Source organism: Sphingomonas glaciei (assembly GCF_023380025.1).
Lineage (GTDB): Bacteria > Pseudomonadota > Alphaproteobacteria > Sphingomonadales > Sphingomonadaceae > Sphingomicrobium > Sphingomicrobium glaciei.
The window spans coordinates 228,504-244,787 of the sequence record NZ_CP097253.1; the positions used below are offsets into that span (position 1 = coordinate 228,504).

16 protein-coding genes and 1 tRNA gene are annotated in these 16,284 nt (G+C 68.3%); 13 read left to right on the top strand and 4 right to left on the bottom strand.

The window, feature by feature from the left end:
* Positions 1 to 23 precede the first annotated feature (23 nt).
* Positions 24 to 1,484, top strand: a complete 1,461-nt coding sequence (locus M1K48_RS01055; protein WP_249504047.1) for an AMP-binding protein — start codon at positions 24 to 26, stop codon at positions 1,482 to 1,484.
* The gene (locus M1K48_RS01060) at positions 1,481 to 2,707 is read left to right on the top strand and encodes a pyridoxal-dependent decarboxylase, exosortase A system-associated (RefSeq protein WP_249504048.1); all 1,227 of its coding nucleotides are present in this window, start codon (positions 1,481 to 1,483) and stop codon (positions 2,705 to 2,707) included. Before M1K48_RS01055 ends, M1K48_RS01060 begins: the two co-directional genes overlap by 4 nt.
* On the opposite strand, the gene M1K48_RS01065 is transcribed toward M1K48_RS01060, so the two are convergent.
* Positions 2,704 to 3,585 carry an alpha/beta fold hydrolase gene (locus tag M1K48_RS01065; protein WP_249504049.1) on the bottom strand — a complete coding sequence of 294 codons (882 nt, stop codon included), beginning with the start codon at positions 3,583 to 3,585 and terminating at the stop codon, positions 2,704 to 2,706. The genes M1K48_RS01060 and M1K48_RS01065 overlap by 4 nt on opposite strands.
* A 91-nt stretch (positions 3,586 to 3,676) precedes the next feature.
* On the opposite strand from M1K48_RS01065, the gene radA reads away from it, so the two are divergent.
* Genes radA through M1K48_RS01090 form a run of 5 tightly spaced genes read left to right on the top strand, consistent with a single transcriptional unit; the run spans position 3,677 to position 9,085 of the window.
* Positions 3,677 to 5,038 (top strand): DNA repair protein RadA, encoded by a 1,362-nt coding sequence (gene radA / locus M1K48_RS01070; RefSeq protein ID WP_249504050.1) that lies wholly within the window; start codon positions 3,677 to 3,679, stop codon positions 5,036 to 5,038.
* Between the two features lie 48 nt (positions 5,039 to 5,086).
* Positions 5,087 to 5,599, top strand: a complete 513-nt coding sequence (locus M1K48_RS01075; protein WP_249504051.1) for a CvpA family protein — start codon at positions 5,087 to 5,089, stop codon at positions 5,597 to 5,599.
* On the top strand, positions 5,596 to 6,918 hold the full coding sequence (gene cysS / locus M1K48_RS01080; protein WP_249504052.1) for a cysteine--tRNA ligase: 1,323 nt from the start codon (positions 5,596 to 5,598) through the stop codon (positions 6,916 to 6,918). Before M1K48_RS01075 ends, cysS begins: the two co-directional genes overlap by 4 nt.
* Entirely contained in the window at positions 6,915 to 7,349 is a 435-nt protein-coding gene (locus tag M1K48_RS01085; protein ID WP_249504053.1) for an iron-sulfur cluster assembly scaffold protein, read from the top strand. The genes cysS and M1K48_RS01085 overlap by 4 nt, the downstream gene beginning before the upstream one ends.
* Positions 7,346 to 9,085: a monovalent cation:proton antiporter-2 (CPA2) family protein gene (locus tag M1K48_RS01090; RefSeq protein WP_249504054.1), complete on the top strand. Its 1,740-nt coding sequence runs from the start codon at positions 7,346 to 7,348 to the stop codon at positions 9,083 to 9,085. Before M1K48_RS01085 ends, M1K48_RS01090 begins: the two co-directional genes overlap by 4 nt.
* 9 nt (positions 9,086 to 9,094) lie before the next feature.
* Here M1K48_RS01090 and aroB read toward each other — a convergent pair whose 3' ends face one another.
* Together aroB and M1K48_RS01100 are read right to left on the bottom strand one after the other, a co-directional pair.
* Positions 9,095 to 10,165 (bottom strand): 3-dehydroquinate synthase, encoded by a 1,071-nt coding sequence (gene aroB, locus M1K48_RS01095; RefSeq protein WP_249504055.1) that lies wholly within the window; start codon positions 10,163 to 10,165, stop codon positions 9,095 to 9,097.
* Positions 10,162 to 10,722: a shikimate kinase gene (locus M1K48_RS01100; RefSeq protein WP_249504056.1), complete on the bottom strand. Its 561-nt coding sequence runs from the start codon at positions 10,720 to 10,722 to the stop codon at positions 10,162 to 10,164. Before M1K48_RS01100 ends, aroB begins: the two co-directional genes overlap by 4 nt.
* A gap of 49 nt (positions 10,723 to 10,771) precedes the next feature.
* Here M1K48_RS01100 and M1K48_RS01105 point away from each other — a divergent pair, with 49 nt between their 5' ends.
* From M1K48_RS01105 to M1K48_RS01130, 6 genes are all read left to right on the top strand, one after another.
* The gene (locus M1K48_RS01105; protein WP_249504057.1) at positions 10,772 to 10,927 is read left to right on the top strand and encodes a hypothetical protein; all 156 of its coding nucleotides are present in this window, start codon (positions 10,772 to 10,774) and stop codon (positions 10,925 to 10,927) included.
* Positions 10,911 to 12,731 carry a hypothetical protein gene (locus M1K48_RS01110; protein WP_249504058.1) on the top strand — a complete coding sequence of 607 codons (1,821 nt, stop codon included), beginning with the start codon at positions 10,911 to 10,913 and terminating at the stop codon, positions 12,729 to 12,731. Before M1K48_RS01105 ends, M1K48_RS01110 begins: the two co-directional genes overlap by 17 nt.
* A complete protein-coding gene (locus M1K48_RS01115) occupies positions 12,728 to 13,633 on the top strand; it encodes a tyrosine recombinase (protein WP_249504059.1) in 906 nt (301 codons plus the stop codon). Before M1K48_RS01110 ends, M1K48_RS01115 begins: the two co-directional genes overlap by 4 nt.
* Positions 13,634 to 13,645: 12 nt before the next feature.
* Positions 13,646 to 14,587: an acetyl-CoA carboxylase carboxyltransferase subunit alpha gene (locus M1K48_RS01120; protein ID WP_249504060.1), complete on the top strand. Its 942-nt coding sequence runs from the start codon at positions 13,646 to 13,648 to the stop codon at positions 14,585 to 14,587.
* Positions 14,588 to 14,636: 49 nt separating this feature from the next.
* A tRNA-Val gene (locus tag M1K48_RS01125) sits at positions 14,637 to 14,711 on the top strand.
* Between the two features lie 120 nt (positions 14,712 to 14,831).
* Complete coding sequence (locus tag M1K48_RS01130) at positions 14,832 to 15,842, top strand: integrase (protein WP_249504061.1); 1,011 nt, start codon at positions 14,832 to 14,834, stop codon at positions 15,840 to 15,842.
* Between the two features lie 10 nt (positions 15,843 to 15,852).
* On the opposite strand, the gene M1K48_RS01135 is transcribed toward M1K48_RS01130, so the two are convergent.
* Positions 15,853 to 16,272, bottom strand: coding sequence for a very short patch repair endonuclease (locus tag M1K48_RS01135; RefSeq protein WP_257794157.1), 420 nt, complete (start codon positions 16,270 to 16,272; stop codon positions 15,853 to 15,855).
* Positions 16,273 to 16,284: the final 12 nt, after the last annotated feature.

Below are 16,284 nucleotides of genomic sequence, written 5' to 3' on the forward strand. Positions count from 1 at the left end.
TAGGCGGCATTCGGCAGGCCACGATGCGCCCCGATCCGATGCCTTTTCCGCTCGACCATCTGACGCTTAGCGGGGAGCGCGATGCGCCGGCGCTGACCGTCGGCGGCGAGACGCTGAGCTATGCGGCGCTCGATGAAGCGGTCGGCCGGATGGCGGACCGGCTGCTGTCCCTTGGACTGGTGGCCGGCGACCGGGTAGCAACCTGGATGGGCAAAACGACGCTCGCCTGCCTCGCGCCGCTGGCCTGCGCGCGGGCTGGGCTAGTGCATGTGCCGATCAATCCGGTGCTGCGCCGGGCGCAGGCCGAGCACATCCTTGCCGACAGCGGGGCGAGGCTGCTGATCGCCAATCGTGCGCGAATGGAGACGCTCGAGGCGCGCCCGGAGTTGGCCGTCGCGCTGGAGGGCTGGCGGGAGGGCGACGGTGCGCTTCCGCCTGGTTCGATCGAACCGGATGCCTTGGCGGCGTTGCTCTACACCTCGGGTTCGACCGGACGTCCCAAGGGCGTGATGCTGAGCCATGCCAACCTCTGGCTCGGTGCGGTGAGCGTGGCGCATTATCTTGGCCTGTCGGCGGCCGACCGTACCTTATGCGTGTTGCCGCTGGCGTTCGATTATGGGCAGAATCAGCTGCTCTCGACCTGGTTTGCCGGCGGTGAGGCGATCGCGTTCGACTACCTTTTGCCGCGTGATGTGGTGCGGGCGGTCGAGCGGACGCAGGCCACGGTGCTGGCCGGGGTGCCGCCCCTGTGGGTGCAACTGGCCGAGCAGGAGTGGGGCGGGGCGGGGATGAGCCTGCGCACGCTGACCAATTCGGGCGGGCACATGCCGGAGCCGCTGGTGCGGCGGCTGCGCGCGATGCTCCCGCAGGCGCGGCTGCATCTGATGTATGGGCTGACCGAAGCCTTTCGCTCGGCCAGCCTCGATCCCGAACTGGTGGACAAGAAGCCGGATGCGGTGGGGGTGGCCATTCCCTTTGCCGAGCTGTCGGTGCGCCGCCCGGACGGCAGCGAGGCGGCGGCGGGCGAGGAAGGCGAGTTGGTCCACGCCGGGCCTCTGGTCGCGCATGGCTATTGGAACGACCCGGAGCGCACTGCCCAGCGATTTCGCGCCGGCGCGGTATGGTCGGGAGACCGGGCGGTGGTCGGCCCCGACGGGCTGCTACGCATCCGGGGACGCGACGACGCGATGATCAAGGTTTCGGGTCACCGCGTATCGCCAAGTGAGATCGAGGAAGCCGCGCTGGCAAGCGGTGCGGTCGAGGATTGCGCGGCGTTCGGGGTCAAGGACGAGCGGCTGGGGGCGCGGATCGTGCTAGTCGCGGTGGCCAAAGGGGACGGGGCCCACGAGCGCCTGCGGCGCTGGTTCGTGGCCGAGCTTCCCGCGCACCTGCGACCGAGCGAGGTGCGGTGGGTCGACGCGCTGCCGCTGTCGCCCAACGGCAAGATCGACCGGGCGGCGCTGGCGGAGGAGATGCCGCGATGAAAGCGATGGGGCCGGTCTCGGCGGACTTCCTGCGTGGCGGCGGTGACCTGTCGTTCGGCGGAAAAAGCGCTGAGGAGCTGATCGCGGCGCATGGGGCGCCCCTGTTCGTCTATAATCACGCGATCATCGACCGGCAGGCGAAGCGGTATCGCGCTGCCTTCGCGGGCGTCGGGCTGCATTATGCGGTCAAGGCCAATCCTTTCGCGCCGTTGATGCAGCATATGGCGGGGCTGGTGGATGGCCTGGACCTCGCGTCGTCAGGGGAGCTGGTCAGGGTGGAGGCGGCCGGGCTGCTGCGGCCCGACCTACCATTGAGCTTTGCCGGTCCCGGGAAGACCAGCAGCGATTTGGCCGAAGCGGTGCAGGCCGGAGTGTGCGTTCACGTCGAGAGCGAGAATGAGCTCGAGCGACTGTTGGCGATCGCGAAGCTGACGAAGCAGCAGGCCAGCATTGGTGTGCGGGTCAATCCGCCGTTCGGACTCAAGGGTTCGGGGATGAAGATGGGCGGGCTGGCGAGCCAGTTCGGGGTCGACCACGAGGCGGTGCCGGGTCTGGTGCGGCGGATCGTCGAGGCGGGGGCGGAGTGGCGGGGCTTGCATGTCTATGCGGGGTCGCAGTCGCTGTCGGCAGAGGCGGTGATCGACATGCAGCGAGCGACGGTCGCACTGGCGGGGGAGATTGCGACCGAGGTGGGCCTTACCCCGCCGGAGGTGAACCTCGGCGGTGGGTTCGGGATACCCTATTTCGCGGGAGACAAGCCGCTCGACATCGAAGCGGTTGGAGCGGCTCTGGAGGACACGCTGGCGAACCGCCCACTGATCCTGGCCGGAACCAACTTCGTTATCGAGCTTGGCCGCTGGCTGGTCGGAGAGTGCGGGGTCTATCTGACCCGCGTGGTCGACCGGAAGGTTAGCCGCGGCAAGACCTTCTTGGTGGTCGACGGCGGGCTCCACCACATGCTGGCGGCGAGCGGGAATTTCGGCCAGCTGCTGCGCCGCAATTATCCGGTGGCGGTGGCAAACCGCTTCGGCGACGAGCCGGAAGAGGAAGTGACGGTCGTCGGCTGCCTGTGCACCCCGCTCGACCTGCTGGCCGACGAGGTGGCCTTACCCCGGGCGGAAGTGGGCGACGTGATCGCCATCTTCTGCGCCGGGGCTTACGGCCTGACCGCGAGCCCCCAGGCCTTTCTGAGCCAGGGGGCCGCGCGGGAGGTGCTGGTCTAGTTCGCCAGCGGGATCGCGCTGCCGCTGGTGTCGGCAGCGGTGCCGCGGGTTTCCTGAGTCAGGAAGCCGACGACGTCGCGGCAGAAGCGCTCCTTGTCGGTTTCGAAGATGCCGTGCGGGCTGCCGTCATATTCGATCAGCGTGGCGTGCGGCAGCATCTCGGCCAGCTTCCGGCCGGTGCCTTCGATCGGGACGTTGGCGTCGCTGGTGCCGTGCAAGATCAGCGTCGGAATGCCTTCCAGCGCCGGAACGTCGGGGCGGAAGTCGGTCCCGGCCCAGGCCGCCGCCGCCGCATAGGTCGGCCGCGCGCCGGCCATCATCGCCTGCTGGAAGCCGGAATCGAGCACCGCTTCACTGACCGGGCGCGACAGCACGCCCCAGCCGTAGAATTGCTGCAGGAAGGTCTTCATGAAACCCGCGCGGTCTTCCATCATCTGTTTGGTAATGTCGTCGAGCTTCGACTGGGGGACGCCGTCGGGCCAATCGTCGCTCTGCGCAACCTTAGGCACGACCGAGCTGGCGAACACCGCCGCGCTGACGCGGCCACGGCCCTGCTTAGAGGTGAAGCGGGCGACTTCGCCGCCGCCCATCGAGAAGCCGACCAACGCGACCGGCTGGTTGATACCGGCATCCTCGAGGATCGCGGCGACATCGTCTGCGAAGGTGTCATAATCATAGCCGTTCCACGGCTGGTCCGACCGTCCGAAACCGCGGCGATCGGGGATGATGCAGCGCTTGCCGGCTTCGACCAGCTTGATCGCCAGGTCGTCGAAGGTGTCGCCGGTCAGTGGCCAGCCATGCAGCAGGACGACGGGATCACCCTGGCCCCAGTCCTTGTAGTAAAGCATCGTGCCGTCTTTGGCCTTGGCATAGGTCATTGGTGATCTCCGTCAGGATTGTGTGGAAGGTTAACGGTTCAGGCTGCTTCCCGTTGCGGGGCGGGCGAAGCATCTTTAGGCGAGATGCCTGATGGCCAAGCTCAAAGCCCGTTACGTCTGCCAGGCCTGCGGGTCGGTCCACTCGCGCTGGCAGGGGCAGTGCCCCGATTGCGCCGAGTGGAACACGCTGATCCAGGAAAGCGCCGCGCCGACCGTGTTCAGCCAGAAGCACGACCTGTCGACCGGCGGGCGGGCGGTGGAGCTGGTCGGGCTCGACGCCGTGGTCGCGCTGCCGGTGCGGATCTCGACCGGAATCGCCGAATTCGACCGGGCAGTGGGCGGAGGGATCGTGCCGGGGTCGGCGATGCTGCTGGCGGGCGATCCCGGGATCGGCAAGTCGACCCTGCTGCTGCAGGTCGCCGCCTCGGTCGCGCTGAGCGGCAAGGGCGCGGTCTATGTCTCTGGCGAGGAAGCGGTCGACCAGGTCCGGCTGCGCGCGCTTCGGCTGGGACTGGGCGCGGCGCCGGTCAAGCTGGCGAGCGTCACCAGCGTGCGCGACATCCTGACCACCCTGCAGAGCGAGAGTCCGCCGGCGCTGTTGGTGATCGACAGCGTCCAGACCATGCATTCGGACCTGATCGAAGGCGCACCGGGCACGGTCAGCCAGGTCCGGGCCAGCGCGCAGGAGCTGATCCGCTTCGCCAAGGAGCGCGGCACCGCGCTGATCCTGGTCGGCCATGTCACCAAGGACGGCAGCATCGCGGGGCCCCGCGTGCTCGAGCATATGGTCGACGCGGTCCTTGGTTTCGAAGGCGAGCGCAGCCACCAGTATCGCATCCTGCGGGCGGTCAAGAACCGGTTCGGCGGGACCGACGAGATCGGGGTCTTCGCGATGGAGGGGGCGGGGCTGGCCGAGGTGCCGAACCCCAGCGCGCTGTTCCTGACCCGGCGCGACGATCCGGTCAGCGGCACCGCCATCTTCCCGGCGCTGGAGGGGACGAGGCCGGTGCTGGTCGAGATTCAGGCGCTGACCGTGCGGCTGGCCAGCGGGGCGACCCCGCGGCGTTCGGCGGTCGGATGGGACAGTTCGCGCCTGGCCATGCTGCTGGCGGTGCTGGAGGCGCGCTGTGGGGTGAGCTTCGCAACGGCCGAGGTGTATCTGAATGTCGCCGGCGGCTACAAATTGCAGGATCCGGCGGCGGACCTTGCGGTGGCGGCGGCGCTGGTCTCGGCACTGAGCGAGCGGCCGGTCCCGGCGGAAGCGGTGGTGATGGGCGAGGTCGCGCTGTCGGGCGAAGTACGGCAGGCCGCACATACGCAGCTTCGGCTGAAGGAGGCGGCCAAGCTCGGTTTCGAGGAAGCGTGGGTGCCGGGCGGGGTCGAGGCCAAGGGGATCAAGCTCGCCAGATTTGCCCAGTTGCGAGGGCTGGTCGAGAAGGTGACGGGGCGGTGACGCGCCTCTAGCGCCACCCGCCTCTCTCGCTTATCGCTGCACTGCACCATGACCGCGCTCGATATCTTTGTTCTCTTGGCGCTCGGCGGCGGCGCGCTGGTCGGATTCGTGCGCGGATTCGTGCAGGAAGCGCTGGTGCTGGCGGCCTGGGCTGCGGGGCTGGTCGCGCTGATCCTGTTTCATGCGCCGGTGGCGGAATATGTCAGCACCACCACCAAGGGGCCAACCGGCGCCGCCGCGCTGGCGTTCGTGATCCTGTTCCTGCCGGCCTATATAGGCATGCGGCTGCTCGCCCACCGGCTCGGGCGCCAGGCGCGTGCGTCGCGGCTGATGCCGCTCGACCGGCTGCTCGGCGGCGGGTTCGGAATGCTCAAGGGATTGGTCGGGGCGACCCTGTTCTTCCTGCTCGCCAATCTCGGCACCGACCTCGTCTACGGCGCGCGGGCCGAGCGGCCCGAGTGGATGCGCGACAGTCGCACCTATCCCCTGCTCGACGCCAGTGGCCGAGCCCTGCTCGCCACCTGGAACGAGACCCGCCTCAAGCGAATGAACCAGAAATGATCCGCCTTTACGACACCGCCGCGCGAGAGAAGCGTCTGTTCGAACCCGCCGATCCCAAGCGCATCACCATGTATGTGTGCGGGCCGACGGTCTACGGCCGCGCGCATATCGGCAACGCCCGCCCGGCGGTGGTGTTCGACACGCTCGCCCGGCTCCTGCGCCACACCTATGGTGGGGATAGCCTGGTCTATGCCCGCAACATCACCGACGTCGACGACAAGATCATTGACGCGGCGGCGGCTGAGGGGGTCGATACCTCGGTAATCACCGAACGGTTCGAGCAGCATTATCTCGACGACATGCGCGCACTGGGCGTCCGCGATCCCGACATCGCGCCGCATGCCACCGCCGAGATCGAGCCGATGGTGGCGATGATCGCGACGCTGATCGAGCGCGGCCATGCCTATGCCGCCGAGGGGCATGTGCTGTTCGATGTCGCGTCCGACCCCGAATACGGCGCGCTGTCGAAGCGCGACCGCGAGGCGATGCTGGCGGGCGCCCGGGTCGAGGTCGCGCCCTACAAGCGCGCACCGGGGGACTTCGTGCTGTGGAAGCCGAGCGCGGAGGGCGTGATCGGCTGGGACAGCCCGTGGGGGCGCGGCCGGCCAGGCTGGCACATCGAATGCTCGGCGATGATCCGCCGCCATTTGGGCGAGACGATCGACATCCACGCCGGCGGCATCGACCTCGTCTTCCCGCACCACGAGAACGAGGCCGCGCAATCACGCTGCGCCCACGGCGGCGCACCGCTGGCGCGCACTTGGCTACACAATGGCTTCGTCGACTTCGGCGCCGAGAAAATGAGCAAGAGCCTCGGCAACGTGGTGACGCCCGAGGAGCTGTCCGCTGCCGGGCACAAGGGCGAGGTGCTGCGGCTGGCGCTGCTGAGTGCGCATTACCGCTCGCCGCTGCCGTGGACCGAAAGCTTGATTGCGCAGAGCCGGGCAACGCTGGACGGCCTATATCGCAAGGCGGGCGAAGCGGAGGCCGGTGATATTGACGGCGGCGTGCTGGACGCTCTGGGCGACGACCTCAACACGCCGCTTGCGATCTCGCGGTTGGGCCAGATCGATGACTCCTCGACGCTCAAGGCCAGCGCAATCCTGCTCGGCCTGCTCGGCGAAAGTGCGACCCGCTGGTTCCAGGGAGGTGAGGCCGACGAAGGGCTCGAAACGCGCATCCGGTCGCAGATCGAGGCCCGGATCGCCGCCAAGAAGGCGCGCGACTTTGCCGCCGCCGACCGCATCCGCGACGAGCTGAAGGCCGAGGGCATTCTGCTCGAGGACGGACCGCAGGGCACGACCTGGCGGCGGGCATGATCCGCGAGGCGCCTTACACGCTCGACATCCTAAGGCTGGCGGCCTCGCTGCCGGTGGACGGGACGCTGGAGGGGGCCAATCATAAGGCGGAAGCGCGCTCGGCGACTTGCGGTTCGACCATCCGCACCGAGCTCCGGACCGCTGACGGACGGATCGTCGCCATCGCCCAGAAGGTGACCGCCTGCGCCTATGGCCAGGCCAGCGCCGCGCTGGTGCAGGGCTGGGCGCCGGGCCGGCTGCGGGCGGAGGTGATTGTGATGCGGGCGGCGCTCAAGGCCTGGCTGGAAAGCCGAGGCGAGATGCCTAGCGAATATGCAATGCTGGCGCCTGTGCAGGGCCGGATTGGGCGGCACGGCGCAGTGTTGTTGCCTTTCGATGCGCTGCTCAAGGCGCTGGAGGGCGAAGCCAGAGATATCGAGGCAGCGGAGTGACCGATTATCTCACATGGCTGACGATCCTGCTCGGCGCCGCGCTGCTGTTCGTCGGGCTGTTTCGCCGCCTTGGGCTCGGTGCCACCCTCGGCTATATCGTCGGCGGCGTAGTGGTCGGGCCTTCGGTGCTCAACGTGTCCGGCGATGCAGCGGCGATCAACCAGGTCAGCGAGATCGGCATCGCGCTGCTGCTGTTCATCGTCGGACTGGAGCTTCAGCCCTCGCGCCTGTGGCGGATGAAGCGCGAGATCTTCGGGCTGGGGCTCGCCCAACTGCTGGTGGCGGGCACTGCTCTGGCACTGCTGGTCAAGCTGGCGCTGGGTCTTGCCTGGGGACCGGCGGCGGCGATCGGGCTGGCGCTCGGCCTGTCGTCGACCGCGCAGGTGCTGCCGATGCTGCGCTCGACCGGCGAGCTCAACAGCCCGCATGGCGAGCGCGCTTTCTCCATCCTGCTGCTGCAGGACCTTGCACTGATCCCGCTGATCACCCTGGTCGCGGCGCTGAGCGTCGGCGGCGATCCCGAAGCGCCCTCGGGGCTAGAGATGACCGGCCTGACAGTGGTCGCCGTGATCGGGCTGGTGCTGGCCGGGCGCTATGTCGTGGCGCCGCTGTTCCGGCTGATCGGCCGGCTGGGCGAGCGCGAACTGTTCATCGTCGCCGGGCTGACCACCGTGATCGGCGCCGCGGCGATCATGCATGCGCTGCACCTGTCAGTCGCGCTGGGCGCTTTCGTCGCCGGCGTGATGCTGGCCGAAAGCCCCTATCGGCACGAGCTGGAGAGCGACATCGAGCCGTTCCGCTCGATCCTGCTTGGCCTGTTCTTCATGTCGGTTGGGATGCTGCTCGATCTCAGGGTCATCGCCGGCGAACCCCTGCTGGTGATCGGGCTGGCGGCCGCGGTGATCCTGCTCAAGGCGGTGGCGCTGTACCCGATCGCGAGGGCTTTCGGCAGCATGCCGGGGCGGGCGGCGACCCTGTCGCTGTTGCTCAGTCAGGCGGGCGAGTTCGGCTTCGTGCTGTTCGCCAGCGCCGCGTCGGGCCGGCTGATCAGCACCGAGCAGGCCAGCCTGCTGGGCGCGGTGGTGACCGCCTCGATGGTGGCGACGCCGTTCCTGATGCGCTTCATCGGCTGGCTTCAGGCCAAGCAGCCGGAGAAGCATGTCGACCTGCCGGGACCGGAATTCAGTCCTGAAACCAACGCCATCGTGGTCGGCTACGGCCGCTTCGGGCAGACCGTGGCGCAGATGCTGATGGCCAAGCGGATCCCGGTCACCATCATCGACGTCAAGGCCGAGCAGATCGAGCTGGCCGCACAGTTTGGGACCAAGGTCTATTATGGCGACGGCTCGCGGATCGACCTGCTGCGGACCGCTGGGGCGGATGGGGCGGAGGGCATCTTCTTCTGCCACGACGACCCGACCTTTTCGCGCGAGCAGCTGGAACTGATCATCGAGGCCTTTCCCAAAGCGGCGGTGATGGTGCGGGTGTTCGACCGCCGGCACGCCATGGCGCTCGAAGGGCTGGATGTTCGGCTGCTTCAGCGCGAAGTGTTCGACAGTGCGGTGGTGATGGGCCGGGCGGCCTTGCGCAGCCTTGGCATCGCCGAGCGCGAGGCGGCCCGGGTCGAAGGGGAATATCGCGAGCGCGACCTCGAGCGGCTGCGGGTGCAGACCGCGAGCGGCGACCTCAAGACCGGGATGGAGCAGAGCTTCACCCACCGGCCGCTGGAGGATTAAGCCGGCCAGTCAGGCGGCGGTGGCGAGAAACTCCGCCAGCACGTCCTCGGCCACCCCTTCACTCAAGAAAGCGTGGCCGATGCCGCGGCTCAGCACCAGCCGGACCGCGCCGCCCTCATTCTTCTTGTCCGCCCGCATCAGCGGCAGCAGCGCCGCGCGGTCGACCCCGGTCTCGGCGATGGTGACCGGCAGGCCGACCGACTGGAGGTGGGCGCGGACCCGGGTGGCATCGTCGTGAGCGCACAGGCCGAGCGCCGCCGACAGGTCGAACGCCAGCACCATGCCGATCCCCACCGCCTCGCCGTGGAGCAAAGTGCCGAGCCCGGCCGCGCTTTCCAGCGCATGGCCGAAGGTGTGGCCGAAATTCAGTAGCGCCCGCGCCCCGTTGCGGTCGGTGACGTCGGCCTCGACCGTGCGGGCCTTGGCGGCGACGCTCTGCCACACCGCCTCCTCGCGATACTCGCGGTGGCCGTCGAGCAGGGCGGGGCCGTGGCCTTCGAGCCATTCGAACAAGGTTTCGTGGCGGATCAGGCCGTATTTCACGACCTCGGCATAACCGCCGCGCAACTGGCGCTTGTCGAGCGAATCGAGCAGCGAGACGTCGGCGATGACGAGCCGCGGCTGGTGGAACATGCCGACGAGGTTCTTCTGCCCCAGCGCATCGATCGCGGTCTTGCCGCCGACCGCGCTGTCGGCCTGGGCGAGGAGGGTGGTCGGCAGCTGGACGATCGGCAGGCCACGCTTGAACAGGCCCGCGGCGAGCCCTGCCAGATCGCCAACCGAACCGCCGCCGAACGCCGCAATCGCCGCCGAGCGGTCGAGGTTGCGCTCGGTGAAGGCGGAGATCAGCTCCATCAGGTGCGGCCAGTCCTTGGCCTCTTCACCTTCGGGGACCATGACCGGGTCGCACGGTAGCATCGCTTGCAGCCGGGGCCCGTGAAGGCTCCACACCTTGGGTTCGGTGACCGCCACCAAAGGCCTGCCAGCGGCCAGCGCGACCAGTCGGCTGCGGCAATCCTCAAGCCGTCCGACCAGCACGTCGTAGCGCTGGTCGCCGGCTTCCACGGTCAGATTTTTCACGATTTCCCCTCGAGGTGCCGGTCGATGGCCACGACGATCTTCTCAACCACGGCGGCATGTGCGCTGCCATCGCTGGTGACACGGATGTGCGCCTGCGCATAGGCCGGGCGGCGTTCCTCGATCAGGCGGGCGAGAGTCTCGGCCCGGCTGCCGTTGGTCAGCATCGGGCGGGTCTCGGGCCGACGCGCGGTGCGTTCGGTGAGGAGATCGACCGGGGCGTCGAGCCACACGGTGATGCACCTGGCGTTGAGCAGGGCGCGGGTGTCCTCGCTGACGAAGGCGCCGCCGCCGGTGGCGATCACCCGTACCGGGCCCTCGGCCAGCCGGGCGACCACCCGCCGCTCGCCATCGCGAAAGTCACGCTCGCCGAAGCGCTGAAACACTTCGCCGGCGCTGAGCCCGGCCGCATCCTCAATCTCGCTGTCGCTGTCGACGAAGGGGAGGCCGAGCCGGCGGGCGAGGCGGCGGCCCACGGTCGACTTGCCGGCGCCCATCAACCCGACCAGCACGATCGAGCGGTCCAGCTTGCCATCAAAGGGAACGGGGCGGCGAGACATTTCCAGCGGGGCTATACAGCGTGTGCATCAGTCGGCAAAAGCCCGCCCTATGGCGATACGACGCAAGCCACCGCACCCGGCGCGCGGGCTCATCATCTGGCTGATCCTGCTCGGCATCCTGGTGGCCTTCGCCATCTGGGTCGCTGGAAGCGTGAAGGAAGTGTCGACCGCTCCGATCGAGGTGGACGTTGCGCGCCCGGCCTGACCGGCTGCTGCTGACGGCCGCGATCGGCCTGGCAGCGATCCCGGCGCTGGCGCTGGCGCAGCAGAGCCTGCTTCCACCGACCTTCAACGATACGGCGCCGCCGCCCGAACAGGCCAACGGCCAGGCCAATAGCCAAGCCCCCGACAGCAGTGCGAGCGAGGCCAGCCGGCCCGAGCGCAGCGCGCCGGCCGAGGGCTCCGCGGTGGTCGAGAGCGAGAGCCTGAGCCCAGACGAACTCGCCGAAGTGGCGCCGCCGCTGCCCCCGGTCGAGATCCCCGACGCCTCGCGCCGCGATCCGCGCCGGGTCGGGGCGATCGATCCTGCCCAATGGGGCCTTGGCGATGCGCCGTGGGGCGGGGCCAATGGCGCTTTCCTGTCGGGACTGATGCGGCGGCTCGATACCCCATTGCCCAGCCGCTGGCTGCACATCGCGCTGCGCAATGCGCTGCTGGCGAGGAGCGACGCGCCGCCCGAGGTCCATCCGGTCGACTGGGTCGCCGAGCGCGCCTGGCTGCTGCTGCGGATGGGCGAGGCGGATGCCGCGGCGATGCTGGTCGCCGGGGTCGACGTGTCCGACTTCACCCCCAAGATGACCCAGGTGGCGGTGCAGAGCGCACTCGCGTCGGCCGACCCGGGCGCGCTGTGTCCGCTGCGCGGCAACATGGCCAAGGTCGAAAGCAGGGTGCTGGCACTGACCGACGCCATGTGCGCCGGGCTGTCCGGGGAGGCGAGCAGCGCCGCGACGCGGATCGAACAGGCCCGCCGGAGGGGGCCGATCACGGGCATCGACCATGTCCTGGCCGACAAGGTGGTCGGCGCAGGTGCCGACACCGGTCGCGCGGCGACGGTCGAATGGGACAAGGTGGAAGCGCTGACCGCGTGGCGGTTCGGCCTGTCCGCGGCGACCGGGATGGTACCGCCCGCGCCCTTGCTCGGCCGGGCTCCGGCGCGGGTTCGCGCCTGGCAGGCCCGCGCCCCGATGCTGAGCGCGGAGCAGCGGCTTCCCTCGGCGCGGATCGCGACCGGCCTCGGGGTCTTCTCTTCGACGGCGCTCGGCGACCTCTACGGAACGATCTACGATGCGACCGATCCGTCGGATCTTCCCGAAACCGACGCCTGGCAGCTGCGCCTGGCCTTTGCCGCCCGCGATCCGGGCGAGCGGCTGGCGGCGATGCGCCGCTTGTGGGGCAAGGGCGATGACGCGCTGGAGCGCCTGGCCGGCGAAGCCTTGCTGTCGCTCGCCGCCAGCCGGGTCCGGCCCTCGCCGTCGCTGGAAGGCGATGCGCCCAAGCTGATTGCCTCGCTGCTGGCCGGAGGTAACGAAGCGGCCGCAGCGCGCTGGGCACCGGTCCTCGGCGACATCGACGACGAGGGCGCGGCCGAGCAGGCCTGGGCCCTGGTCGCGCTCGGCACCACCGCCGAGGTCGACCTGTCCGCCAGCCGGATCGAGGACTTCATCGACGCCGACACCAGCGCCAACAAATATCGCTCAAAGCTGCTGGTCGCCGGTCTGGCCGGGCTGGGGCGGATCGATTCGGAAACCGCCACCGCGCTCAACCGCAGCTACGGGCTTGGCCTCGGCCGGACCAGCAGCTGGACCCGCTGGATGGCCGAGGCGGGAACCCGCCGCCAGTCGGGAAGCACCCTGCTGCTGGCGGCGATCGGGATGCAGGCCAATAGCCCCGAGCGCATCCCCTCCGCGCACCTGTTTCAGTCCCTCAAGGCGATGCGCTCGGCCGGGCTGGAATCGCAGGCGCGGCTGATCGCGGCCGAGATGATCGCCAGGACCGCCCGGGCAAGGTGAGAGCGGAAGACCGCGCGCTGGTCGACCGCTTCGCCGACGCCCTGGCCGCCGAGCGTGGGGCCGCGCGCAACACGTTGCTCGCCTATCGCAGCGATCTTGCCACCGCGGCCGAAGTGATGGGCGCGCTGGGCAGCGCTGGAGCCGACGAGATCGGCCGCCTGGCGGGGGCGTGGGCCGAACTCAGCCCGGCGACGCTGGCCCGCCGCTCCGCCGCGCTGCGCCGCTTCTACGGCTTCCTGGTCGACGAGGGCCTGCGTCCCGACGATCCCTCGGCCGCTTTGCCACGACCGCGCACGGTGCGCCCGCTGCCGCGAATCCTGGAGCGGCAGGAAGTGGACGCGATGTTCGCCGAGGCCGAGGCGCGGGCCGCCAGCGGGGAGCCGCTGCGGCTACGCAACCTTGCCCTGCTCGAACTGCTCTACGGGTCCGGGCTGCGCGCGACCGAACTGGTCAGCCTGCCGGGCGCCGCGCTGGCCCGGCCCGAGCCGTTCCTGATCCTCGCCGGCAAGGGCGGCAAGGAAAGGCTGGTGCCGATCTCCGACCGAGCCCGCGAGGCGGTGGCGCGCTGGCGCGAAACCCAGCCGGGGGGCGGGGCCTGGCTGTTCCCGGGCGGCACCAAGCATATCAGCCGGGTGCGGCTGTTCCAGCTGGTCCGGGCGATGGCGGCCGAGGCGGGGATCGCGCCCGAGCGGGTCAGTCCGCACGTCCTGCGCCATGCCTTCGCCACCCATCTGCTGGCGGGTGGAGCGGACCTGCGCGTGCTCCAGGCCTTGCTCGGCCATGCCGACATCGCCACCACCCAGATCTACACCCATGTCGACGTCGGACGGCTGGTCGAGCTGGTCAATCGGGTCCATCCGCTGGCGAGGGGGGCGCTTGCCAAGCATGACCGTCCGGCCTAGCCACCCGCCGCTATGCTGACCTTTCTCGACTTCGAAAAGCCGATCGCCGAACTCGATTCCCGCGTGGCGGAACTCAAGGATACGGCGCGCGGCGGCGACCTGGACATCGACCATGAGATCGAGCGTCTAGAGGCTAAGAGCCAGCGGATGCTCAAGGAAACCTATTCGCGGCTGACCCCGTGGCAGAAGACGCAGGTTGCCCGCCATCCCGAGCGGCCGCACTTCCGTGACTATGTCGCCGGGCTGACCGACGAATTCCTGCCCCTGGCCGGCGACCGCGCCTTTGCCGACGATCAGGCGATCCTGGGCGGGCTGGCCCGGATCGACGGGCGCAAGGTGATGCTCATCGGGCATGAGAAGGGCTCGGACACCACCAGCCGCCTCAAGCATAATTTCGGGATGGCCAAGCCCGAGGGCTATCGCAAGGCGATCCGGCTGATGGATCTGGCCGACCGCTTCGGCCTGCCGGTGGTCAGCTTGATCGACACCCCCGGTGCCTTCCCCGGCGTCCAGGCCGAGGAGCGCGGCCAGGCCGAGGCGATCGCCCGCTCGACCGAGCGCGGGCTTGCGCTCGGCGTCCCCTCGGTGGCTGTAGTGGTGGGCGAGGGGGGGTCAGGCGGCGCGGTGGCGATCGCCGCCGCCAGCCGGGTCCTGATGCTCGAGCATGCGGTCTATTCGGTGATCAGCCCCGAAGGCTGCGCCTCGATTCTGTGGCGCACCGCCGACAAGGCCGCCGATGCCGCCGAAGCGATGCGGATCACCGCCGCGGACCTCCTGTCGCTCAAGGTCATCGACCGCATCGTCCCCGAGCCGCTGGGCGGCGCCCACCGCGCTCCCGCGGAAGCGATCGCCAACCTCAAGGCTGCGATCCTTGAGGAGCTTGACGAGCTCGCCGGCAAGTCGCCCGACCAGCTCCGCCAGGCTCGCCGCGAGAAATTCCTCGCGATTGCGTAACGGACGCCTTGCGCCCCTCCCAAGGCGCGGCTAGAGGCGCGTGCAGCGTGGGCGTGTAGCTCAGTGGTAGAGCACTGTGTTGACATCGCAGGGGTCGCAAGTTCAATCCTTGCCACGCCCACCATTTTTCCCTCTGAATAGTCCCATGAAAGCCGAGGCTTAGCCCGGCTCCTTGCGTCCGCATGGGGTCAGCAACTAAGCTCCTGGCACTCGCTGAACACATATCGAACACAGCGAGTGACACATGGCGACAATCACGAAGCGTAAGAACGGCTGGAGCGTCCAGATCAGGCGAAAGGGCTACCCGCAACAGACGCGGACGCTGCCCACCAAAGTGGAAGCTCAAGCATGGGCGCGGGAACAGGAAGGTCGGATTGATCGCGCCTTAGCTCCGCTAAACCTCCGGGTACTCAAGGGTACCACGCTGCGGGACATACTTGAGCGATACATACGGGAAGTCAGCCCGACAAAGGACAGCGTGTACACGGAAGCTGCTCGGCTCAAGAAGGTGTTACGCGAGCAAGCCTTCTGTGATCTGGCGCTCGCCGACTTAAACTCCAGGGTGTTCGCTGACTACCGGACTGCCCGGCTGGCTAAAGTGAAACCCGGAACCGTTCATCGGGAGCTTGGCCTCATTCGCCACGCACTGGAGGTCGCACGCCACGAGTGGGACATCGACTTGCCTTCCAATCCGCTGGACCGCGTTAAGCGTCCCCAACTCGCTAATGCGCGAGACAGGCGACTAGCGCACGGCGAGTACGAACGGCTCAAGGTGGCGCTAAAGCGGACCCGGAACCCGTTAGTCGCCTCAGTCGTCGAGTTCGCAATACAAACGGCCATGCGGCGCGGCGAGATCCTGGCGCTGAAATGGGAACAGGTGAACTGGCACGAACGGACAGCCTTCATCGCCGACAGCAAGACCGGAGTACCGCGTACCATCCCGCTGCTGGACGGAGCACTAGCAGTTCTACGACAGCTCCGTCCCGAGCTTGCTTGTGGTCGAGTGTTCCCCATGAGCACGGAAGCCCTGAAGCAGGCGTGGGAGCGCGCCAGAGACAGAGCAGAGCTCGGCGACCTCCACTTCCACGACTTGCGCCACGAAGGCATCTCCCGCCTCTGCGAGATGGGACTGACGTTACCTGAGGTTGCGCTGATAAGTGGACATAAGGATCCCCGAATGTTGTTCCGGTACGTGAACTTGCGGCCTGCGGACCTGGCTAAGAAGCTTATTGGGCGGGAATGGAGGCAGGTTTGAACTAGTTCGGTTAGCCCGTTGGGTTGAGAAAGTGGCTCAAGCGGGCGGCCAGGTCAGGCGAAGCGACCTCACATTCCCAGAGCACTAGAACACGCCAGCCGAGCGCTTCTAAGGCAGCAAGGTTGGCGGCGTCCCGCTGTACGTTACGTCCGAGCTTGGATGACCAATAGCCCTTATTAGAAGCAGGCGGGCGGGCGTCCTTACATTTGGGGTCCGGGTGTACGTGCCAGAAGCAGCCCCGCACTTCGATCACAGCTTGCCTTCCAGGCAGCACAATGTCGGGTTTGCCGGGTAGGTCCTTGCGATGAAGACGAAATCTGTATCCCAACGAGTGTAGTAGGCGCCGGACCTGCATCTCGGGCTTACTGTGTTTGCTCCGGATGGCGCTCATATTGGCGCTCCGTCGCTCCTTGCTGATTTTGTCCGCCATGCCGTTGACTCC